General features: G+C 63.3%; 24 protein-coding genes. 12 read left to right on the top strand and 12 right to left on the bottom strand.

The window, feature by feature from the left end; all coding sequences use genetic code 11:
• Positions 1–16 precede the first annotated feature (16 nt).
• Positions 17–700 (bottom strand): polymer-forming cytoskeletal protein, encoded by a 684-nt coding sequence (locus tag FJ311_07435; protein ID MBM3951270.1) that lies wholly within the window; start codon positions 698–700, stop codon positions 17–19.
• Complete coding sequence (locus tag FJ311_07430) at positions 559–1329, bottom strand: hypothetical protein (protein ID MBM3951269.1); 771 nt, start codon at positions 1327–1329, stop codon at positions 559–561. Before FJ311_07430 ends, FJ311_07435 begins: the two co-directional genes overlap by 142 nt.
• Between FJ311_07430 and FJ311_07425 the strand changes: the two genes are divergently transcribed.
• Both FJ311_07425 and typA read left to right on the top strand, forming a co-directional pair.
• Positions 1318–2328: an adenosine kinase gene (locus tag FJ311_07425; protein ID MBM3951268.1), complete on the top strand. Its 1011-nt coding sequence runs from the start codon at positions 1318–1320 to the stop codon at positions 2326–2328. The two genes, FJ311_07430 and FJ311_07425, sit on opposite strands and share 12 nt — an antisense overlap.
• Positions 2329–2353: 25 nt before the next feature.
• Positions 2354–4180 carry a translational GTPase TypA gene (gene typA / locus FJ311_07420; protein MBM3951267.1) on the top strand — a complete coding sequence of 609 codons (1827 nt, stop codon included), beginning with the start codon at positions 2354–2356 and terminating at the stop codon, positions 4178–4180.
• Between the two features lie 69 nt (positions 4181–4249).
• Here typA and FJ311_07415 read toward each other — a convergent pair whose 3' ends face one another.
• Positions 4250–5164 carry a LysR family transcriptional regulator gene (locus FJ311_07415; protein MBM3951266.1) on the bottom strand — a complete coding sequence of 305 codons (915 nt, stop codon included), beginning with the start codon at positions 5162–5164 and terminating at the stop codon, positions 4250–4252.
• Positions 5165–5393: 229 nt separating this feature from the next.
• On the opposite strand from FJ311_07415, the gene FJ311_07410 reads away from it, so the two are divergent.
• The 6 genes from FJ311_07410 (at position 5394) to FJ311_07385 (ending at position 11478) form a co-directional block, all read left to right on the top strand.
• Complete coding sequence (locus FJ311_07410; GenBank protein ID MBM3951265.1) at positions 5394–6041, top strand: cobalamin-binding protein; 648 nt, start codon at positions 5394–5396, stop codon at positions 6039–6041.
• Between the two features lie 22 nt (positions 6042–6063).
• Positions 6064–7527, top strand: a complete 1464-nt coding sequence (locus tag FJ311_07405; GenBank protein ID MBM3951264.1) for a hypothetical protein — start codon at positions 6064–6066, stop codon at positions 7525–7527.
• A 183-nt stretch (positions 7528–7710) separates the two neighbouring features.
• A complete protein-coding gene (locus FJ311_07400; GenBank protein MBM3951263.1) occupies positions 7711–7992 on the top strand; it encodes a DUF997 family protein in 282 nt (93 codons plus the stop codon).
• Complete coding sequence (gene panF / locus FJ311_07395; protein MBM3951262.1) at positions 7989–9479, top strand: sodium/pantothenate symporter; 1491 nt, start codon at positions 7989–7991, stop codon at positions 9477–9479. The genes FJ311_07400 and panF overlap by 4 nt, the downstream gene beginning before the upstream one ends.
• Before the next feature lie 82 nt (positions 9480–9561).
• A complete protein-coding gene (locus tag FJ311_07390) occupies positions 9562–10380 on the top strand; it encodes a phytanoyl-CoA dioxygenase family protein (protein MBM3951261.1) in 819 nt (272 codons plus the stop codon).
• Positions 10381–10389: 9 nt separating this feature from the next.
• Positions 10390–11478: a hypothetical protein gene (locus tag FJ311_07385; GenBank protein MBM3951260.1), complete on the top strand. Its 1089-nt coding sequence runs from the start codon at positions 10390–10392 to the stop codon at positions 11476–11478.
• Positions 11479–11590: 112 nt separating this feature from the next.
• On the opposite strand, the gene FJ311_07380 is transcribed toward FJ311_07385, so the two are convergent.
• From FJ311_07380 to FJ311_07365, 4 genes are read right to left on the bottom strand one after another with little or no spacing between them, the layout of a single operon-like run.
• Positions 11591–13171, bottom strand: a complete 1581-nt coding sequence (locus FJ311_07380; protein MBM3951259.1) for a TRAP transporter large permease subunit — start codon at positions 13169–13171, stop codon at positions 11591–11593.
• A gap of 12 nt (positions 13172–13183) precedes the next feature.
• Positions 13184–13738 (bottom strand): TRAP transporter small permease subunit, encoded by a 555-nt coding sequence (locus tag FJ311_07375; GenBank protein MBM3951258.1) that lies wholly within the window; start codon positions 13736–13738, stop codon positions 13184–13186.
• Between the two features lie 10 nt (positions 13739–13748).
• Positions 13749–14852, bottom strand: a complete 1104-nt coding sequence (locus FJ311_07370; protein MBM3951257.1) for a TRAP transporter substrate-binding protein — start codon at positions 14850–14852, stop codon at positions 13749–13751.
• A gap of 48 nt (positions 14853–14900) precedes the next feature.
• Entirely contained in the window at positions 14901–15245 is a 345-nt protein-coding gene (locus FJ311_07365) for a hypothetical protein (protein MBM3951256.1), read from the bottom strand.
• A gap of 227 nt (positions 15246–15472) precedes the next feature.
• Here FJ311_07365 and FJ311_07360 point away from each other — a divergent pair, with 227 nt between their 5' ends.
• The 3 genes from FJ311_07360 (at position 15473) to FJ311_07350 (ending at position 18785) form a co-directional block, all read left to right on the top strand.
• A complete protein-coding gene (locus FJ311_07360; protein ID MBM3951255.1) occupies positions 15473–16138 on the top strand; it encodes a GntR family transcriptional regulator in 666 nt (221 codons plus the stop codon).
• Positions 16139–16212: 74 nt separating this feature from the next.
• Positions 16213–17457: a glycosyltransferase family 9 protein gene (locus FJ311_07355; GenBank protein ID MBM3951254.1), complete on the top strand. Its 1245-nt coding sequence runs from the start codon at positions 16213–16215 to the stop codon at positions 17455–17457.
• A 59-nt stretch (positions 17458–17516) separates the two neighbouring features.
• Entirely contained in the window at positions 17517–18785 is a 1269-nt protein-coding gene (locus FJ311_07350) for an AmpG family muropeptide MFS transporter (GenBank protein MBM3951253.1), read from the top strand.
• A 39-nt stretch (positions 18786–18824) separates the two neighbouring features.
• Here FJ311_07350 and FJ311_07345 read toward each other — a convergent pair whose 3' ends face one another.
• Positions 18825–19253, bottom strand: coding sequence for a type II toxin-antitoxin system HicB family antitoxin (locus FJ311_07345; protein ID MBM3951252.1), 429 nt, complete (start codon positions 19251–19253; stop codon positions 18825–18827).
• Positions 19246–19494: a type II toxin-antitoxin system HicA family toxin gene (locus FJ311_07340; GenBank protein ID MBM3951251.1), complete on the bottom strand. Its 249-nt coding sequence runs from the start codon at positions 19492–19494 to the stop codon at positions 19246–19248. The genes FJ311_07345 and FJ311_07340 overlap by 8 nt, the downstream gene beginning before the upstream one ends.
• A gap of 237 nt (positions 19495–19731) precedes the next feature.
• Here FJ311_07340 and FJ311_07335 point away from each other — a divergent pair, with 237 nt between their 5' ends.
• On the top strand, positions 19732–20538 hold the full coding sequence (locus FJ311_07335) for a GIY-YIG nuclease family protein (GenBank protein MBM3951250.1): 807 nt from the start codon (positions 19732–19734) through the stop codon (positions 20536–20538).
• A gap of 99 nt (positions 20539–20637) precedes the next feature.
• Here FJ311_07335 and FJ311_07330 read toward each other — a convergent pair whose 3' ends face one another.
• The 3 genes from FJ311_07330 to FJ311_07320 all read right to left on the bottom strand — a co-directional run.
• A complete protein-coding gene (locus FJ311_07330; protein MBM3951249.1) occupies positions 20638–20823 on the bottom strand; it encodes a type II toxin-antitoxin system HicA family toxin in 186 nt (61 codons plus the stop codon).
• The gene (locus FJ311_07325; protein MBM3951248.1) at positions 20820–21026 is read right to left on the bottom strand and encodes a 2-oxoisovalerate dehydrogenase; all 207 of its coding nucleotides are present in this window, start codon (positions 21024–21026) and stop codon (positions 20820–20822) included. The genes FJ311_07330 and FJ311_07325 overlap by 4 nt, the downstream gene beginning before the upstream one ends.
• Positions 21027–21186: 160 nt before the next feature.
• Positions 21187–21571, bottom strand: a 385-nt coding sequence (locus tag FJ311_07320) for a DNA-3-methyladenine glycosylase I (GenBank protein ID MBM3951247.1), incomplete at its 5' end; no start/stop codon positions are given.

The following is a 21571-nucleotide window of genomic DNA, read 5'->3' as shown; positions in this document are numbered from 1 at the left end:
CGGGGAGCGCGGGCGTTCAGGAACCGCGCGCGGCGTCGGGCGGCAACGCCTGCATGTCGCCGCCGATCTCGCCGCCCGATTCGATGACCACGCGGCCGTAGCGCACGGAGCCCGAAACCTTCCCGCCGGTGCGGATCAACAGGCGCTCGGTCGCGGTCAATTCGCCGTCGAACACGCCGGCGATTTCGGCCTCCTTGACTTCGGCGCGCCCGCGGAAAAATCCGCCCGGCGCGACTTCGAGCATGCGCGCGCCGACCAGCGTCGCCTCGACCCGGCCCTCGACCACCAGACGGTCGCACGACGTGATCTCCCCGTTGAGGCCGATTTCGCGCCCGACCACGAGGCGGCGCGCGTCGGGCGAATCGAGTCGGGTCGATTCGCCGCGCCGGGGCGGAATCGGCTGCGCCAGGCGACGGGCGGCGTCGGGGCTCGGCGGCGCGGGCTGGCGCGGCATGTGGCTGCCGCGCCGGGAAAAAGGCTTCAGCGGCGGCGCCTGATCGTCCGGCGCGGTGCCGGAGGCGGGGTCTTCGGACGGTCCGTTCTTGTCGCGCGGAAACATCACTCGATCTCCTTCGCTGGCTCTGGCCTGTTCCACCAAGCATGGAACAGATGCACCATGGCGGCGGTCGCGATTACCGGCGCGATCAGGTTGAGGACCGGAACCGTCAGCATCAGCGCCGCGACCGTTCCCGCCGCCCATACCGCCCACCGATTCCGTCGCCGGAGCGCGCGGACGCGGTCGGTATCGATGCGGCGGGCCGCCACCAATTCGAAATATTCGCGCCCGAGAAGATACCCGTTCGCCGGATAGAAAACAAAAGGGAATACCGGCGGCACGAACAAAAAGGGCAGCAAAGCCAGGTTGACCAGAATAACGACGGCGAGAAACCGGGCCGATTCGAGAGCCATTTCGAACACGCCTTGCGCACGCGCCGGCACGAGGTTCGGGTAGTGCCGGCGCTCGACCGCGTCCGCCGTGTGTTCGAGGAAAAACGCGATGCCGGCGCTGACGAATCCGGGAAACAGCAGCCAGCTCACCACGAACACCCCGGCCGCGCCGAGGGCCTGGGCCAGGGTATCGAGCCACGGGATGCCGGACAGCGCCAGCCACGGCAGCGCGAACCACGTGCCGATCCACAATAGGAATGTCGCGCCCACGGCGAGCGTCAGCGCACGCCAGACCGACGAGCGGACGTCCGGGTCGAACAGTTGTCGGGCGGCGGCGATATAGGCGCGGATCATGAACGGTTCCAGGCGCGATACCCGGACAAGATCGGCCTTGAGGGTGGGACGCGCAAGACTATACTCCCGCCGCCCATGAAGCCACATTTCGCCCCTGCCCGCCACGATGTCGTCGGCATCGGCAACGCGATCGTCGACGTGCTCGCGCGCGCCGAGGATTCGTTCATCGACCGGCACGGCCTGACCAAGGGAGCGATGACCCTGATCGACGAGGCCGCCGCCGAGCGCCTCTACGCCGCCATGGGACCGGGGCGGGAATGTTCCGGCGGCTCGGCCGCCAACACCATCGCCGCGCTTGCCTCGATCGGCGGACATTACGGCTTCGTCGGCAAGGTGCGCGACGACCAACTCGGCAAGGTGTTCGCGCACGACATCCGCGCCCTCGGCGTCGCGTTCGAAACGTTGCCCGCTTCGCGCGGCGCGCCGACCGCGCGCTGCCTCATTTTCGTTACCCCGGACGCGCAACGCACCATGCAGACGTTTCTCGGCGCGTCGGTCGGCCTCGCGCCCGAGGACATCGACGTCGGGATGATCGCGGATTCCAAGATCGTGTACCTGGAAGGGTACCTTTGGGATCCGCCCGCCGCCAAGGAAGCGTTCCGCAAGGCGGCCAAGGCCGCCAACGACGCCGGCCGGCTGGTGGCGCTCTCGCTCTCCGATCCTTTCTGCGTCGACCGCCACCGCGCCGATTTCCGGGATTTGGTCGAGCGGCACGTCGATCTTCTGTTCGCCAACGAGGAAGAAATCAAATCGCTCTATCAGGTATCGGCGTTCGACGACGCCTTGCAAAAGGTTCGCGGCCACTGCCAGGTCGCGGTGCTGACCCGCAGCGCCAAGGGCGCGGTCGTGATCGCGGGCGACGAGGTTCACGTGATCGACGCCGAGCCGGTCGCGAAGGTGGTCGACACCACCGGCGCGGGCGACGCCTTCGCCGCCGGATTCCTTTACGGCTTCACCCACGGATTCGGTCTGGCCCGCGCCGCGCGCGCCGGGGCCATCGCCGCGGCCGAGGCCATCGGGCATTTCGGCGCCCGGCCCGAGGCGCCGCTCAAGGCGCTGATCGCCGATCGTCTCGGCGCGCTCTAGAAATTTTGCCGCTCCGCCGCCGGTCATGAAACTTCGCAACATCGCCATTATCGCGCACGTCGACCACGGCAAGACGACGTTGGTCGACGCGCTGCTCCGCCAGAGCGGGGCATTCCGCGCCCACCAGAAGGTCGCCGAACGGGCGCTCGATTCCGGCGACCTGGAACGCGAGCGCGGCATCACCATTCTCGCCAAGTGCACCTCGGTCCTGTGGGGCGACGTGCGCATCAACATCGTCGATACGCCCGGCCACGCCGATTTCGGCGGCGAGGTCGAACGGATTCTCGGCATGGTCGACGGCGCCCTGCTGCTGGTCGACGCGGCCGAGGGGCCGATGCCGCAAACCAAGTTCGTCACCGCCAAGGCGCTCAAATTCGGGCTCAAGCCCATCGTCGTCATCAACAAGGTCGACCGCCCCGACGCGCGCGTCGACGAAGTGCTGAACGAGATTTTCGATCTGTTCGTGGCCCTGGACGCGAGCCCGGAACAGCTCGATTTTCCGGTTCTCTACGCGGTCGGGCGCGACGGCTGGGCGAGCACGGATTCCGCGACCAAGGGCGAGAATCTCGCGCCGCTGTTCGATCGCATCGTCGCCCATGTGCCGCCGCCCAAGGTGGAGCCGGACAAGCCGTTCTCCATGCTCGTCACCACCCTCGAATACGATTCGTTCCTCGGGCGCGTGCTCACCGGGCGGATTCAATCGGGCTCGGTCGCGCCCAACACGACGGTCAAGGCGCTCGCCCGCGACGGCCGCGAGATCGAACGGGCGCGGCTGACCAAGCTGCTGCTCTTTCGCGGGCTCCGGCGCGACGCGGCCGAGCGCGCGGAAGCGGGTGACATCGTCGCCATCGCCGGCCTTTCGACGGCGAGTGTGGCCGACACTGTCTGCGCCCTCGAAGTCGATACGCCCATCCACGCCGAGCCGGTCGATCCGCCGACGCTGGCCATGACTTTTTCCATCAACGATTCGCCCTTCGCCGGACAGGAAGGTTCCAAGGTCACCTCGCGCCAGATCCGCGAGCGGCTTTGGCGCGAGGCCGAGGGCAACGTCGCCATCCGCGTGCGCGAAACCGCCGACGCGGAAGCGTTCGAAGTCGCAGGAAGGGGCGAATTGCAGTTGGGCGTCCTGATCGAGACCATGCGCCGCGAGGGCTACGAATTGTCCATCAGCCGCCCGCGCGTGCTGATCCGCGAGGACAACGGCCAGAAGCTGGAACCGATGGAAGAAGTATTGATCGACGTGGACGAGGCCTTCGCCGGCATCGTGGTCGAGGCGATGAGCGTGCGCAAGGCGGAGTTGCGCGAAATGCGCCCCTCGGGCGGCGGTAAAACGCGGCTCTCGTTCCTGGCGCCGTCGCGCGGTCTGATCGGCTATCACGGCGAGTTTCTGACCGAAACCCGCGGCACCGGCGTGATGAGCCGCCTTTACCACGGCTACGGGCCGTGGCGGGGGGCGATTCCCGGGCGGCGCAACGGCGTGCTGATTTCCAACGCCACCGGCGAAACGGTCGCCTACGCCCTCAACAACCTGGAGGGGCGCGGCGCGCTGTTCGTCGATCCCGGGGTCAAGGTCTACGCCGGCATGATCGTCGGCGAGCACAGCCGCGACAACGACCTCGAGGTCAATCCGCTCAAGACCAAGCAGCTCACCAACATCCGCGCCGCCGGCAAGGACGACGCCATCCGCCTGACGCCGCCCCGGCGCCTCACGCTGGAAGACGCGATCACCTACATCGCCGACGACGAGCTGGTCGAGGTGACGCCCAGGAGCATCCGGCTGCGCAAGCGCCTGCTCGATCCCAACGCGCGCAAGAGGGCGGAACGCGCGGCCGAGGCGGCCGCGGACGCTTAAGTCAGCCGTAGATCGCTTTCGGCAGCCAGAGCGCGAGCGGCCCGACGCGCCGCTGGCTCGGAAGAACGATTATTTCCTTGGAAGAATTGTTATCTCCGGTCTGTTGGGAAGGGTACTGGCGCGCCGCGCGAGCTTGGCGATGGTCTGGATTATAGTGTCGTCCTTGGACGCGACGTAGGCGGCATAGTATTTAATGGGCACCATTGCTGGCATCGTATCGAGCGCCTTTACCCGCCGCCGATTCACGAGACCCGTCACGATGTCGTAGGGCAAGAGGCTGATCCCAAGCCCGCTCCCAACAAGGGTCGATACGAGACTCAAGCTGTTGCATGCATAGACGCGCGGCGCCCGCGCGTTGCCGTCTTTAAACCATTTTTCCGCAACGGCATGGAGAATCGATGTCCGAGGAAGCGTAATGATCGACAAGCGTGCGATGTCCGAAGCCGAGAAGCAGCGCTGCGGAAGCCGAAGGCTCCGCGCCGCGATCCAGCGATAGGCGACGCTGCCCAGATATTCCGTACGGATGCCGGGAAGACCGATCGGTCCCGGCACCAAAATGAGATCGAGGTCACCGTTCTCGAGCTTACGGCGCATGCTGTCTGTAAAGTCCATATCGAGCGTGACGGTTAGACCCGGAAACGCGCCTTGCAAGCGAGTCATGAACTTTGGCAGCCAGGTCAACGCGATAATCTCGCTGACTCCCAATTTGACCGTGCCCGTGAGGGGCATTGGGATTCCCGACACGCGGCGGATATCGAGCGAGAGTTCGACGGCGCGCTCGGCAATATCCATCATCGCACGCCCCTTTTGCGTGAGGCGCGGCATCCCCAACGTGCGATGAAAGAGCCTTTCGCCGAGATATTCCTCGAAGCGCAGGATGCGCATCGACACGTTGGATTGCGTGGTGTTCAAGTGTTCGGCGACTGCTCGAAAATTGCCGAGCCGGCCGATCCAGTACAGCGTTTCGAGTTGCTTTAGGTTCATCGTTCCCGTCGCTTTCCTATGGACTACCTTGCCCGTGGTCTGGGAGATGCAAAGGTGCAATCAAATCTCATTACCGATCGTTTTCCGTGATATTTGAATATAAAGAATTGTCACTTGTTTTGATATACGTCCAGGCCCAGCATTGCTGTCGGTGTACGCCGGATGGTCGCCGTGACGTGCGACAGCGGCGCTCTCTGGGCCCGGTCAACCACCAAGGGGGGGCTGCACCATGCAGGGTAACGTCGATTTCGATGTGGCGAAGGCGATCGCCGACCTCGACGAGGACGGCGTTCTGAATTGGGTTCGCGATCGTCTCACGCGAAAGGACTCGCCCCACGACACCCTCGCCGAATTGATGCGCGGCCTCGATCGGCTGGGTGACGAGTTCGCCACCTGCCAAAAATTCATCCCCGAGCTCGTCATGGGTGGGGAAATCTTCCGCAAGGCCATGGATCTTCTCAAGCCCGCGATCGATGCCTCGGGCACCGCGGTCAAGAACCTGGGCACGCTGGTAATTGGTACGGTCAAGGGGGACTTGCACGATCTCGGCCAGAATCTGGTCTCGATGACCTTCACCGCCGCCGGGTTCCGCGTCGTCAACCTCGGCAACAACGTGCCGACCGAGCGTTTCGTCGAAACCGTGCGCCGCGAGAAGCCCCAGATCGTCGGACTCTCCGCCCTGCTGACGACGACCATGGAGGTTCAGCGCCAGGTCATCGAGGCGCTGCGGGCGTCGGCGCTTAGGGACGCGGTCAAGGTGATTGTCGGCGGGGCGGTGGCCAACGACGACTGGGCGAGCGAGATCGGCGCCGACGCCTACGGCTCGGACGCCGTCGACGGCGTGCGCAAGGCCAAGGCCTTGCTCGGCCTCGCGTGAGACGTTGTCCGGAGGACGCCGCATGGTGAAGCGACTCGCCTTTCTTAAGGATGCCGAGATCGATCGCATTATCGACGCCGCCTTCGCTGTCCTCGACAAGGTCGGAATCCATGTCGGCGACGAACGCGCGCTGAAACGCGTCGGCGACCACGATGGCGCCACCGTCGCCGACGGCCGCGTGATGATGCGGCGAAGCCTCGTGGAGCGCTGCCTGAAGACGACGCCAGCGGCAATCACCGTCTACGGCCAGGACGACCGCGAACCGCTACGGCTGACCGGCGACAACGTCCACTACCTTCCCGATTCGTCGGTGTCTTACGTCTACGATACCCGCGTGCGCGGTTGCCGTCAGGCGATGACGAAGGACATGGTTGATCTGATCAAAGTTGGCAATCGCTGCAATTACATCGATTTTGTCAGCGGCTCGCTGGTCGTGAACGATGTCGCGAAGCCGGTGGCCGCCGCGTATCGAAGCTTTCTATGCATGTTGTTCTCGCCCAAGCCACTGTTCACCAGCGCGCTTAGCACCGATGATATCGCCGTAACCCACGAGTTGCTGTCCGCGGTGGCGGGAGGCCGGGAGGCGCTCGAAAGACGGCCGATCGCCGTGATCGGTCTCAATCCTTCCTCGCCGCTCGGGCTCACCGAGATCGTCGCGGTCAATCTGGCGTACTGCGCCGAGCACAACCTGCCGACGATGCTGATTCCCATCCCGCTCGCCGGCGGCTCGTCGCCGGTGACGCTCGCGGGCACTCTCGTCCAGCACACGGCCGAGAATCTTGGCTCGCTTGTCGTCAGTCAATGCTTCCGGCCCGGTCACGGGCTGCTCTTCGGTGGCGGCCCGTCGATCATGGACATGCGCAAGGGCACCGCCTGCCAGGCCTCGCCCGAGGCGGTGATGATGGGTGCGAGCATCGGCCAGATCGCCAAGCGGCTCAAACTACCGTGCGCCACCAACACCGGCCGCGCCGATTCCAAGCGGGTCGATTACCAGGCCGGCCAGGAATCGGGCAGCGCGCTCACCTTGATGGCGCTGGCCGGCATCAACATGATCCGCGGCTCCGGCAACGTCGAGTACGCCAACGTCATGAGCCCGGAGAAGCTGCTTCTCGACAACGAGATATGCGGCATGGCCAAGCGCATGGTACGCGGCATCGACGTCTCGGAGGAGGCGCTTGCGCTGGACGTCATTCTCGAGCGCGGCACGACGACCCAGGGCTTCATGTCGGCGCCGCATACGCTCAAGTGGTTTCGCACCGAGGCGCACCTGCCGTCGGAAATCGTCGACCGCGGCACCCGCCGCGAATTCGAGGAATCGAACGGCATGGATGCCTACGCGCGGGCGCGGGTTCGAATGGACGCGATCCTCGCCGAGTACAAACCCCGTTCCACCAACGCCGATCGTATCACGGAGGCGATCCGAGTCATCGCCGCGTACGCCAAAAAGCACGGCATGGACCGGCTGCCGGTCACGGAACTTCAGTGACGGTGCGGAACGGAAAAACCCGCATCGCGTTGTGCACGATACAAATAAATACAATTATACTCAGCGCCTCGAAAAGAAAGGCGTCTCTCTGACGGAGACTTCGTCGAACCGAACGGCAGCTTACCCCCGCGCCGGCGGGCGCAAACCCCGGCGTTGCTGGCGGATCACAATATCTAGGAGGCCATCGTGGCAGAAAATCCATCCGAGCGAGACAAGGACATCGATCCCGGTTTCCTCGTCTGTGTGCGCGAAGCAAAATTCATCCTAATCTTCTGGGTCGTCCAATCGACGGTGATGATCGGTACGTTCCTGCTGATTGGCTACAACCGGACGACCGACCCCTTCGGCTATCCCCTGGGATTACCGAGCTGGTACCTGTTCGGTGGCGTCATTCCCGCCATCGTCTTCTTTGTCGCCCTCGTCTACATCGTGCGGCGCCACTTCCAGGAGGTCGAATTCAAATGAAACTGGAAATCGTTCTGCCGTTCGCCATCTACATGGTGATCACGGTTGGCGTGGCTATCTGGGCGCGCAAGGCAATGGCGGAATCGGTGGCGCGCGGCGGCTCGTTCATGGATGAATTCTTCGTCGCTGGCCGCTCCGTCGGACCCTTGATCCTGGCATTCACGTTCATGGCCACGTTCGCCTCCGCCGGCACGTTCATCGGCTATCCGGGCCTGGCTTATCGAAACGGGCTGACCGTCGTGATGACGGGCATCAACCAGATCACCATGGCCTATCTGACCTTTGCGCTGATCGGCAAGCGCATGGCGGTCATCGGACATCGGACCGGCGCCCTGACATTCACCGAAGTTCTGCGCAGACGGTTCGACCACCCGCTGGTCTCGTTCGGCGCCGCCATCGCGATCATCATATTCTTCATCGCGTTCATGATAGGTCAATTCGCCGGCGCGGCCCGCATCCTTCAAACGGTGTCGGGCGTCCCCTACTACGTTGGTGTCTTGCTGTTCGGCGGCGTCGTCGCCGTTACCGTCGTGATTGGCGGATTCCGCGCCGTCGCGTGGACCGACTTCGTCCAGGGCGCCTTCATGTTATTGGGCCTGCTGATGGTGTTTCCCGCGTTTGTCGTCTTCGGCGGCGGCTTCGAGAAAATCACCACGAAGCTGCTTACGGAGGATCCCGGTCTTGTGTTCGGTCCGGGACCGAAAGAATGGCTGCCGCCCAGCATGTTGATCTCCTTCTGGATTCTCTGGGTCTGGCTGGCGGTCGCCAACCCGGCCACGGCGGTCCGGTTTCTAGCGGCGAAGAACTCGAAGACTATCCATCAAGGCCTGATCATCGGCAGCATCATGGCGCTGATTTTCTACGTGCCCATGTTCTACATGGGCGCCGGCACCCGAACCATATTCCCGGGGATCGCGCCCGACGTCGCCATTCCGAACATCTACATGGCCACGTTGCCGATATGGTTCGTCGGCATCGCCCTTGCCGCGCCGTTTGCGGCGGTGATGTCGACGGTCGACTCGCTCCTCTTGGAGATGAGCGGCACCATCGTGCGGGACATCTATCAGCGCTACATCAATCCGAAAGCGAGCGACGTATTTCTGATGCGGTTGGCGTATGCTGTCGCGGGTGGCATCGGCATTCTGGTGCTCGTCCTCGCGTTTCAGCCCCCAAAACTGATTGCCAATCTCGTGATCTATTTCGGCGGCGGCGTGGTCGCTGCGTTCGCGGTGCCGATCATTGCTGCTCTCTATTGGCGCTGGGCCACGACCTGGGGGGCAATCGCCTCGATCTTCGGCGGTTTTCTGACCTACATCCTGCTCGACATCTACTACAAGAATCCGCTCAAGATCATGTCCTACCTGTGGGGGGTAGGAGCCTCGTTCGTCCTGCTGTACGTGGTCAGCAAGCTTACCAAGCCGTCGGACAAGTCAACCCTGGATCTCTACTACGGCAAGCCGAAGGGGGCGTCGGCCGCCGCCGAGTAGACGGTATGTGAAAGCGTGGGGCCGCGCCGAGAATCGCGCGGCCCTCGCTTCTTATCTTATTATCTTAGGAGGGAGAAAAAGAATGAATCGCACACTTGCACGACCGATCACCGAGGAAGAGATCGAAGCCTATCATCGCGACGGCGTGATCTTCTTGAAAGACATGTTCGACCGGGACTGGATCGAGCGCCTGCGCGAACTCGCCGATTGGGACATGAGCACGCCCGGCAAGATGCAGCAGGAACTGGCCAAGAAGGGCGACAGCGGGCGCTTCTACAACAACACCTTCCTGTGGCCGCGCCACGACGGCTTCAAGGACTTCATCTTCGGCTCCCCGGCGGCCGAGATCGTCGGCACCATCATGCGTTCGAAGAAGATCAATATTTTTTTCGACCAGTTTCTGATCAAGGAACCAAAGACGCGCGAACGCACGATGTGGCACCACGACCTGACCTATTGGCCGGTGAACGGTTCGCAGGTATGCACGCTCTGGCTCGCGCTCGACGACGTGACCAAGGAAACCGGCGCGGTCGAGTACGTGAAAGGCTCGCATAGATGGAACAAGCGTTTCAAGGCCGAGGCTTTTCTCGGCGATGGCCGTTACACGGAAGACCTTCCGCCGGTGCCGGACATCGAGAACATGCGGAGCGAACTTCAGTTCGCCCAATACGAACTCAAGCCCGGCGATTGCACCGTGCATCACGCGCTCACCGTACACGGCGCGCCCGGCAACACGCGCCCGGACCGGCGCCGGCGCGCCTACATCACGCGCTGGGCCGGCGACGACGCGGTCTACTATCCGCGCCCCAACATTCAACCGATGCTATGGGAGCCGAACATTCCCGCCGGCGGTCCTCTGGATTCGGACCTGTGGCCGCGCGTCTGGACGCGGGCGGCGTAGACGGCAAGCATGAGCCCGAGGATCACGCGCGTCGGCGGACGCATCGTCCGCGTGCCGCTGATCGAACCGTTCGCCATCGCCACCCAGACGATGGAAGAATGCGAGCACATTCTGGCCTTCGTCGAAACCGACGGTGGCGTCACCGGCGTCGGTTCCGTTTCGACGATTCCGGCCTTCATGGGCGAAACCGGAGATATCATACTGTCCGCCATCAACTACTTGGCGCCAACCCTCGTCGGCCATGATCCCTTCGACATCGAGGCGATCGTCGAGGCGATGGACGCCGAGTTGGCCGGTATCAGCTCGGCCAAGGCGGCGATCGACTTCGCCTGCCACGACGTCATGGGCAAATCGCTCGACATGCCGGTCTATCGATTGATCGGCGGCAAGGTGCGCGTGCGTATCGACTGCACCTGGGTCATCGGCATCAAGGGTGTACGGGAGACAGTGGCCGAAGGCTTGGCGCGCTTCCAGGAAGGCTACCGCGTGTTCAAGGTCAAGATCGGCCACAATGACCGCGACGACCATGAGAAGGTCCGTCTTTTGCGTGCCGGGCTTGGGCCGGAGCCCGCGATACGAATCGACGCCAACACCGCCTATACCGTCGACCACGGCATCCGCTTCTTGAGTAAGCTCGTGGAATACGACCTCGAGATGATCGAGCAGCCTTGCCGAAGCGCCGACATCGCCGGCATGGCGCGGCTGCGTCACGCGCTGCCGGTACCGATCCTCGCCGACGAATCGGCGATGAGCCTCGAGGACGTGCATCGCATCATCGACGCCGATGCCGCCGACATCATCAACATCAAGCTCGGCAAGGTCGGCGGCATCCACAAGGCGCGCAAGGTGGCGGCGGTGGCCAAGGCCGCGAACCTCACGGTCATCGTCGGCAGCAACATGGAACTCGGGCCCGGAATCGCCGCCGGGGCCCACCTGGCGGCGTCGACCAGCCACATCCGCTACGCCAGCGATCTGTTCGCCGGCGTCCTGCTGCATCGCCGCGACATCGTCGAGGACGTGTGGGACCACCAGGCGATGACCATCAAGGTGCCGGAGGGGCCGGGCCTTGGCGTAACTCTTATCGACCGTATGCATTGACGCCGGTTGCGGGGATCGTTTACCGCCGCCCCTGCCCCGCGGCCGGCGAGCCTTGCGGTTGCGCGCGCGCCCCGCCGCTCCATCGGTCCCGGACTGAGCGCGACCCGTTTGCTCAGCCGTAGATCGCTTTCGGCAGCCAGAGCGCGAGCGGCGGATAAATCCAGACGATGCCGAGCGCGATCGCCTGAATCGCGACGTAGGGCGCGATGCCGCGATAGATGTCGCCGGTGGTGACTACGGGCGGCGCGACGCCGCGCAGGAAGAACAATGAAAAACCGAACGGCGGGGTGAGATAGCTGGTCTGAAGATTGATCCCGATCAGAACCGCGAACCAGATCGGATCGACATCCATCTTGAGCAGGACCGGCGCGACGATCGGCACCACGACGAAGATGATCTCGAACGGATCGAGAAAGCAGCCGAGCACGAACATCACCAGCATGACGATGAACAGCGCGCCGTGAACGCCGCCGGGCATGGCGGCGAGAAACTGGTGGACCAGGGTTTCGCCGCCGAGACGGGTGAAGACGACCGAAAACACGCTCGCGCCCATGAAGATCACGAACACCATCGCGGTCATGACCAGACTCGAACGGCTGACTTCGTCGAGGATGTTGTAGAACTGGCGGCGAACTTCGGGGATGACGGTCGCGGCCGCGATGCCGCCGGTCAGACCGACGACGGCGAGCGTCAAAACCCCGAACGCGCCGGCGAACAGGGCAAGGCCGATGGTCAAGGCGAAGAACGCGACCCAGAACCAGAATAGGCCGTGCTGCACCGCTTCGGCCGCTAGACGCTTGGCGAAATGCTCGGAGAGAATCTTGACCAGGGTGAGCAGAACCGCGCCGATCGCGCCGACGGATGCCGCCTCGGTCGGGGTCGCGACCCCGGCGATGATCGAACCCAGCACCGCCGCGATCAGCATCAAAGGCGGCAGCAGCGCCACCACCACCCGGCCGCCGAGCCCGCGCTTTTCCTCGGCCGTAAGCTTGAGGGCGGGCGCGCTCGCCGGTCGGAAGAGGGCATTGAGCGCGACCCAGACGATATAAAGCCCGGCCAGTGCCAAGCCGGGAAAAAACGCCCCGGCGAACAGATCGCCGACCGAGAGCGTGGTCGGGTTGAAGTTGCCCTTGGCCATCTGCGCCTGGCTGTGGGCGCTTTGCAGGATGACGGCGAGGAACACGAGGATGGTGGACGGCGGAACGATCTGGCAGAGCGTGCCCGAGGCGCAGATCAGGCCGGTGGAGAGGCGCTTGTCGTAACCCGCCTTGAGCATCGCGGGCAGGCTGATCAGACCCATGGTGACCACGGTCGCGCCGACGATCCCGGTCGAGGCGGCGAGCAAGGTGGCGACGATAATGGTCGAAATGCCGAGTCCGCCGCGCAGTTCGCCGAACAGCTCGCCCATGGTGGTGAGCAGGTTTTCCGCGAGGCGCGATCGTTCCAGCATCACCCCCATGATGATGAACAGCGGCACCGCGATCAGCACTTCGTTGGTGTTGATGCCCCAATAGCGCAGCGGCAGCGCGTTGAAGTAGGTGAGGTCGAAAGCCCCGAACGCCCAACCGATCAACGCGAACACGAGCGCGACCCCGGGCAGCGTGAAAGCGATCGGATAGCCGAGCATGAGTGCGCCGATCAAACCGACGAACATCGCGACCGAGAGGATTTCGCCGATCAGGATGGTGCTCATGGCCGGCCCCGTTCAGGTCCTCTCGGGCGACCCGGCCGGCTTGGCGGCCGGCGCGCGGTCCAGCAGCGTGAGCACGGAGCGGAGCATGATGGCGAGCGCCTGCACGCCGACCAGAAACGCGAATATCAGGATCGTGCCCTTGAGCAGGTAGACACCCGAAAGCCCGCTTTCGTAGGCCGAGCGCTCGTTCATTTTCCAGGAAGCCAGGAAGAACGACCAACCGGAAAACATCATCATCAGCAGGAACGGCGCCAGGAACGCGATCGTGCCGAACAGATCGACCCACGCTTTGCCTCGCGCGCTCATGCGGTTGTAGAACATGTCGACGCGCACGAAACCGCCTTGAAGGATCGCGTAGGACGATCCGAACATGATCGCGGCGCAATGGGTCCAGATGTAGGATTCCTGCAACCAGACGAATCCGACGCCGAGCGCGTAGCGCAGATAGACGTTGGCGAAGCAGATCAATACCGTCGCCACGCACAGATAGGCGACGATCCGCCCGACCCACGCCGTGAAGACGTCGAGTCGGGCGGCAAGCCGCGCGAGAATCCCGGTCGAAGTCACGTGCGCCGGGTCAGGTCGGGTATTTGATGTTCAGCAAGCGCGCGTTGTAGAGCCCGCGATCGGCGTTGTCGCTCAACGCCATCAGGTCCGTGCGCGCCTTGAAGTAGGATTCCCAAATCTTCTTGCCGAGGGGATCGAGCTTCTCGCGCTCCTCCATCAAGAGCTGTCCGGCGGTGTTGCCGAGCGCGACCAGAAGATCGTTCGGCAAGGTCAGGAACTTGACGGAGTGACTTTCGCGCAGGACCTTCGCCGCCTTGGCGTTGATCCAATTGTATTCGGCGAGCATGTCCTGGTGCGCGGCCTGGCAGGCGATCTTGACGACTTCCTTGAGGTCGTTCGGCAGCGCGTCGTACTTCTCTTTCTTGATGACGACCTGCTGAACCGCGCCCGGCTTCTGGATCCCCGGCCAGTAGACGAACTTGCAGACTTGGTGGAATCCGAGCGCCATGTCGTTGGCCGGGCCGGTGAAGTCGGTCGCGTCCAACGTGCCCGCCTGCAATGCCGGGAACAAGTCGCCGGGCGCCATCAGGGTCGGCACCGCACCGAGCCGGCGGATCATCTCGGTGCCGATGCCGGGCATGCGCATCTTGATGCCCTTGAAATCGTCGGCCGTCTTCAGTTCCTTCTTGAACCAGCCGAAAGGCGGCGTGCCGATGTTGCCGATGGCGAAACTCTTGATGCCGAATTGCGCGCTGAGTTCGTCCCACAGGGCCTGGCCACCGCCGTGATCGAGCCACGCGACGTGTTCGGAGTAGGACATGCCGAACGGCGCGCCGAAGAAATAGGCGAACGCGCGGTTTTTGCCGAGATGGAATCCAGGCGTGTCATGGCCCATCTCGGCGGTGCCGCTTTGCACCGCCTCGAAGGTCTGCAGGCCGGGCACCAGTTCGCCGGCGGCGAACACGCGGATCGAAAGCCGCCCGCCCGACATGGCGGTGATGCGTTGGCCGAGCCGGTCGGCGCCGGAGCCGAGGCCGGGCAGGCCCTTCGGCCAGGCGGTCACCATCCGCCATTCCATCCGTCCCTGGCTGAGCGCCGGCTTGGGAAAGGCGGCCGCCCCGGCCGCCGCGACTGCGGCGGTGGCGGTGTGCTTGATGAATGAACGTCGCTTGATCATGGAATGCTCCCTGGATTGGTTGAATCTTTATGAATCGGCGATTTTTCAGGATGCCTTGCGTTGCGCGGCGTGGGCTGGGTCCTCGAATTTTTCCACGCTGCCCTTCGAATTGTCGGTCAGCGCGAACACTTCGTAGTACTCGATTTCCGGATACTGGCCGTAGCGATCGAGAATGCCCTTCAGCCACGGGCCGGAATAGAACGCCTTGGCGTCGGCGAGCGATTCCCATTGATAGACGCCGCCGGCGGTACCGTTTTCGCGCCAGATGAAGTGCTTGCTGATGAGCCCCTTGGCGGTCCTGAAGTTGGGCGCGATCTTGTGGAAATGCGCGCGGCATTCGTCGTAGCCGATCGACGCCGGCAGCTTGTAGCGGACGATGGCGGTGATCATGCGGTCCTCCTCTGCGTTGAATCCGGGCACGGATGTTCGACGCTTCCTTCGCCCGAACGAGAAAAATCATATATTAAATAAATTTGCCCGCCTAACGGATTCGGCGCGGGATCGACATAATTATATGTTTTTCATCAATTGGTTATATAAACAAAGATAATCTTCTGTTTTTGTGGCTCAAATCCCAGCCTCTCGCTTTAAGAGGCGATTTTATATACGATTCAACCATGTCGTCCGAATCTCAGCCCAACCATTCGCTGTCCGCCGCCGACCGGATCGCGCAATCTCTGCGCGACGAAATTCTCGGCGGCGGGCTTCCCGCCGGAAGTCCGCTCCGCCAGGACGCCATCGCCGAACGCTTCGGCGTCAGCCATATCCCGGTGCGGGAAGCTTTGCGCCATCTTTCGGCGCAAGGCTTGGTCACCCTTCGGCCCAATCGCGGCGCGACGGTGAGCGACCTGTCTCCGGAAGAGGCGCGCGAGTTGCTCGAAATCCGTTGCGTCCTCGAAACCCAGGCGGTGCGCTGGGCGCTGCCTTTGGCGGACGCGGATATTTTCGCGCGCGCGGACAGGGCGCTGAAGGATTCCGAACGCACCGACGATGTCGCGCGCTGGATGGAATTGAATTGGCGCTTCCATTCCACTCTTTACGAGCGCGCCGCCCGCCCGCGTCTTTCGACCATGATCGAGACGCTTGACGCCCGGATCGACCGTTTCATCCGGGTGCTGATCACCGGTTCCGACTATCGCAAGCAGGCGCAGGCCGAGCATCGGGCGATCCTGGCGGCCTATAAGGTGCGCAACGCCAACGCGGTCGTCAGCCTGCTCGAACAGCACATGACCGAAACGTCGCGGCTGCTGACCGAACTGCTCCAGAAATACCGCGCCGAATAGGCGCAATCGCCGCGCGACGGACCTCCCCGCGCGGCCTTTCGCGCCGTATAATCGCGATTCGGGAAGGACGGGGCATGGCGCCGAGCGCGATCGACGGGCAGGGAATCGGGCGCGTATTGCCGGCGGAATCGTTCCGCGTCTCGCCCTTCTGGCGCCTGGCGCCCGCGGGCATGCGCCGGCGCTGGCGGATATTCCGTTTTCTCGATTGGATCGCGCGGCATTTCCCGGTTGGCGGCGAAAAGCGCGGGCTTCTGGTCGTGCGCATGGACGGCATCGGCGACATGGTGCTGTTCCGCGCGGCCCTCGACCATTACGCCGATGCGTTCGGCGTCGCGCCATCCGAAATCACCGTGCTCGGTTGCGCCAGTTGGCGCGAGATCGCGCCGCAGGTGTTCGAAGGCTACCGCGTCGTCACCATCGACGAGCATCGCTTCGCGCGCCGCCCGTTGTACCGGTTTTTGACCGCGCTCAAGGTGCGGCGGATCAACGCGCGCGCGGTCGCGGTCGACGCCTTTTTCCGCCGCGCGCTGATGGCGGACGCGCTCGCCTACGTCTCGGCCGCGCCCGAGGCGGCGATGTCCTATCCTTACGTCAGCGAAAAGACCCGCGCCGAATACCGCTATTATCTGAGTTACGCCTCCCGGGTCGTCGATACCGGCGCCTATCCGGACCATGAGATCGTCCGGCATTTCCGTTTCGTCTCGGCGATCGCGGGGCGCGCCATCGCGCCCCAAATTCCCCGCATCGCGTGGCGGGGCGAACCGTTGCCCGCGCCGCTCGACGGCTCCCGCGCCTACGCGCTCTTCAACGCCGGCGCCAACGAACCCGGCCGGCGCTGGCCGATCGAGTCCTACGTCGCCTTGGCGCGCGCCTTGCGCGACAGGGGCCTCGCTTGCGTGTTCGTCGGCCTGGCTCCGGCGCACGCCGACCATCCCGAATTCGCGCGCCTCCTCGCCGAACCCGGCATCCATGACTGGCGGGGCAAGACCGGGCTTTCCCGCCTGATGGATTTGATGAAGAGCGCCCGGCTTGTCGTCAGCAACGATTCGGGCCCGGCGCACCTCGCCATCGCGCTCGGCCGGCCGACGGTGGTGTTCGTGGGCGGCGGGCATTTCGGCGAATTCGTGCCGTATCCGAAGGAACTCACGCCCGCGACCGCGCGCTTCTTGAGCGTTCCGCTCGAGTGCTACCACTGTTTCTGGAATTGCACGCGCGAACGTGAACGTGGCGCGGCCTTTCCCTGCATCGCCCAAATTCCGATGGCGTCGGCGCTGGCGGCGGCCGACGAACTGCTCGCACCCGCGGGGGCGCGCGCGTGAGCGGAGCCGTTTCCCGACCCGGCTGGACCGACGCGCTTAGAGTCTACGCCGACCGGCGCGTGCTGTCTTTGCTGTTTCTCGGGTTTTCGAGCGGCCTTCCGTTCGGCGTGCTGGCGGAACCCTTGACCGCGCGCCTGGTCGAAGCCGGCCTGAGCAAGACCGCCATCGGCCTGTTCGCGCTGGTGAGCCTTCCTTATTCGCTCAAATTCGTATGGGCGCCGTTGATGGACCACGCGCGCCTGCCGTTTCTGTCGGCGGCGCTCGGCCGCCGGCGCGCCTGGGTGCTGGCGACGCAATTCCTGCTATTCGTTGTTATCTTCGCCCTCGGCGTTCCCGATCCCAAGGCGGCGCCGTGGACGGTGGCGGCCTTGGCGCTGCTGGTCGCGTTCGCGTCCGCCTCCCAGGACATCGTGGTCGACGCCTACCGGGTCGAGGTGCTGGACGAGCGCCGCTTCGCCGCCGGCGCCGCCACCGCCGTGTTCGGCTGGCGCGTCGGCCAGCTCGCGAGCGCGGCGGGCGGCCTGGTGCTGGCGGATCTGGTGCCGTGGGAAACCGCGTTTCTGGTCATGGCCGCCGCGGTTGGGGTCGGCGTCGTCGCCATTCTCGCGAACCCGGAACCGCCCGCACCGCCGAAGGTCGCCGTGGAACCGCCGGCATGGCTCGCCCGCCGAATTCCCGAGGGCGCGAAGACGCTGCGCGCGTTCCTGGGCTCGTTCCACGTCGCCGCCATCGCGCCCTTGGCCGATTTCACCAAGCGCGAAGGCTGGCTCGCGATTCTCGCCTTCATTCTCCTCTACAAATTCGGCGACCAGGTGCTGGCGGTGATGAAGATGCCGTTCTTCCTCGGCACCATCGGCTTCACCAAGACCGAGATCGCCGAGGTGGTGAAGGTGTTCGGCGTCGCCGCGACCTTGGGCGGAGGATTCCTGGGCGGCATCCTGCTCGCGCGCACCGGCCTGATGTGGGGCCTGTTCGCGTGTGGCATCCTGATGGCGGCGTCCAACCTGGTGTTCGTGGTCCAGGCCTGGGTCGGGCGCGATCTCGCCATGCTCGCCGTCACCATCGCGGTCGAGAACGTGACCACCGGCATGGGCACGGCGGCGTTCGTCGCCTATCTCTCCAGCCTCTGCAACCGCGCCTACACCGCGACCCAGTATGCGCTGCTGACGTCGCTGATGGCGTTTTCGCGCACCGCCATGTCCTCGGGCGCGGGCTGGCTCGCCGACCGGATGGAGTGGACGTGGTTCTTCGTCGTCTCGACGCTGGCGGCGCTGCCGGGACTCGTTCTTCTCTGGTGGATGATCCGCCGCTGGCCGCCGAAGGGGTAGGCACGCTCAGGCCGCGCGCCCCGATAGAGGCGCATTATTTTATGCGCGCGTCGCGCCGGTAGGCGCGCCTTCGCGCGACGATTCGCCCGCGCGCCGGATCTTCCGGTCTTGGCGCGAGCGCGCCGGGCGACCCAGGGCCTCGGCGAGGATGGTGGTGGCGAACACGTTCAGGCTGACGCCTTCCGCCTTCGCGCGCTCCGCCAGCCGGTGGTGCAGCGACCGCGCCATGCGGATTTGCCACTTGCCGCTATAGGTCGCGCGCGCCGACGGCGGCGGCACAGGATCGCGATGCGCCTTGGCGGCGGCGATCCAGGCGCGCACCGCCGCGCGACCGCTGGCGATGGCCTTCTCGGGCGTCTCGCCGTCGGAAACGCAGCCGGGCAGGTCGGGAAACTCGATCAGGTACCCCCCGCCGTCCGCGCGTTCGAGCGGCGTGATGACGAAGGGGTATTCGGGGCCTCTAGCCATTTCGGACTCCTGCGGCTTCCTCGATGAAGGCGACAAACAGGCGGACATAGACGGGCTTGATCGGACGGCGCGCCGGTACCGTCAACTTTGCCCCCGTCGGCGCGCGGAAGACGACATGGCTTCCGCCCGACTTGCGGACGGAAACGCCGACGGCCGTGGCGACGGTTTCCAGTTCCGCCATGCGCCAATCCGCCTTGGGGTTGGCCCGCATGGCGGCCAGCGTCTTCCACGCCCGGGTCATAATCTATGATACTCCCGGCGGTACCACTTAGGCAACGGGGAGCAGGAGACGGGGCGACGGCCGACCTTAAGGCGCGCGCGGGTTCGAGCCGCGCGGTGCGGCCTCGTCCTGCTCTGGTGGACAATCCGCCGCTGGTCGCCGAAGGGGGTGAGGGCTTGCTGCTATCGAATAAAATTGCAATAAATAGAAAAATTCCCACCGTGTATTTAATACAGGACGAGTTTTAGGGATGCCATAATGTCTGAGGGCTATATCTATATTTTATTTAATCGAGCCTTTCAAAAAGATCATTACAAGATCGGGAAAACCACGAAGACTCCTGAGCTTCGGGCGGCAGAAATTTCTTCTGCCACAGGCGTGCCTCAAAATTTCGAAGTCCTTTATGAAGAACAAGTAGTTGATTGTGAAAAAGCCGAACGCTTGGTTCATCAGAAACTTTCGTCCTTTCGCTCTTCGACTAATCGTGAATTTTTTGTGATTCCATTAAAAACGGCGATTAAAGTGATCAGCGAGGTGGCAAAGGAGATTGGAAAAATTGAAAAGCCAGAAGAGTTCTCGTATTCCTTTGATCAATCAATGGAACTAAAAGATCGAGAAAGCGATACGGGAGAATTGAAAATAATTGCACCGGGAAATTCGAATCGCGTGAAACCTCGCATTTCTCCTAAATCCTCCGTCACTTTTAACGATCACGCTTCGTATACTGACGAAGCCAGACGGCAATTATTATATCAGCTTCGGCAAGATATAATTAAATTGGATAACCGCTTGGGTGAAGCAGAAATCTGTACTCCCGGCCAACGGATCGCTTATAAACTTCCCGGTGGTAAAGTTTTTCTGGAAGTTAAAGTTCAGCGATCAGCGATCATATTACATCTAATCGATGTTAGTGTTCCAGATCCGACCAGCATTACAACAACAATTCCCGAATCTCATGGCTGGAGGGATTTAAAACTTCGAATCAAGATTACCACTACGGCCGAACTAATGCAGGCGATGCCATTTATCGAAGGGGCATATCGATTCCAGGCGGCTAGAATTTAGACATTGTTGGAAATCTATTTATTGGATTGAAAGGTCCTTGCTGATCGAGAAAATTGTTCGCAAATAATCTGATCAATTCGATCAATGAGACAACAACACCTAGTTCCATAGAAAAATTGAGTTATTGACGCGAAGCGCGGCATGGCGGGGGATTGTGATGTGATGTTCGCCGCCCCGGTGCGTCGTTAGCCGCAGGTGGCTTCCGGTTTGGCGAGTGGTTTCGTATCCGAATTGCCGGAGGGATCGGGCGAGGGTGTCCCCGCTCAAATCGCGGGGAAGCCTCATGCCGTGAGGAGTTCGTCGCGGACGAAATGCAGGCGAATGACTCCGGGCCGCTCGGCCGGATCGAAATGACAGGCGACGGCGTCGCGCACGGCCGCGCGCAGAGCATCCAAGGTATCCGCCTCGGTGAAGATCGAAGCGCCGAGCGCGCGGGCGGTGAACCCCCCCTCGGGGGCTTCCTCCACCTGAAAGACGATTTCGTTCATGACCTTAAATCCGTCGCCGTCAATTCGGCGGTCATTATACGGTCCCGACGAGAGGATTTGAACTTCCCAATCTTGCAATGAAGGGTTCGCAAGGAACGGCGGAATTCCGCGACTCCCGGACCTTCAACACCCCATGCGCGCCCCGATAGAGGCGCAGAATTTAATATTGCGCGCGGGGATTCGCCCGCGCGACCTCGCGGTGGCGGAAGCAATCGACCAGGTGGTCGTTGACCATGCCGCAGGCCTGCATATGGGCGTAGCAGATGGTCGAGCCGACGAACTTGAACCGGCGCTTTTTCATGTCCTTGCTCATGGCGTCCGATTCGCGCGTGGCAGCGGGAATCTGGCGCAGGGTCTTCCAGCGGTTCTGAATCGGGCGGCCGTCGACGAAATCCCACATGTAGCGGGCGAAACTCCCGAATTCGTCCCGCACATCCAGGAACGCGCGCGCGTTGGCGATGGCGCCTTCGATCTTCAATCGGTTGCGCACGATGCCTGCGTCCCGCATCAGGCGCGCTATTTTGCTTTTGCCGTAGCGGGCGATC

This window comes from Rhodospirillales bacterium, from assembly GCA_016872535.1.
Lineage (GTDB): Bacteria > Pseudomonadota > Alphaproteobacteria > Rhodospirillales > 2-12-FULL-67-15 > 2-12-FULL-67-15.
This window is presented reverse-complemented; position numbering and strand designations above follow the sequence as displayed.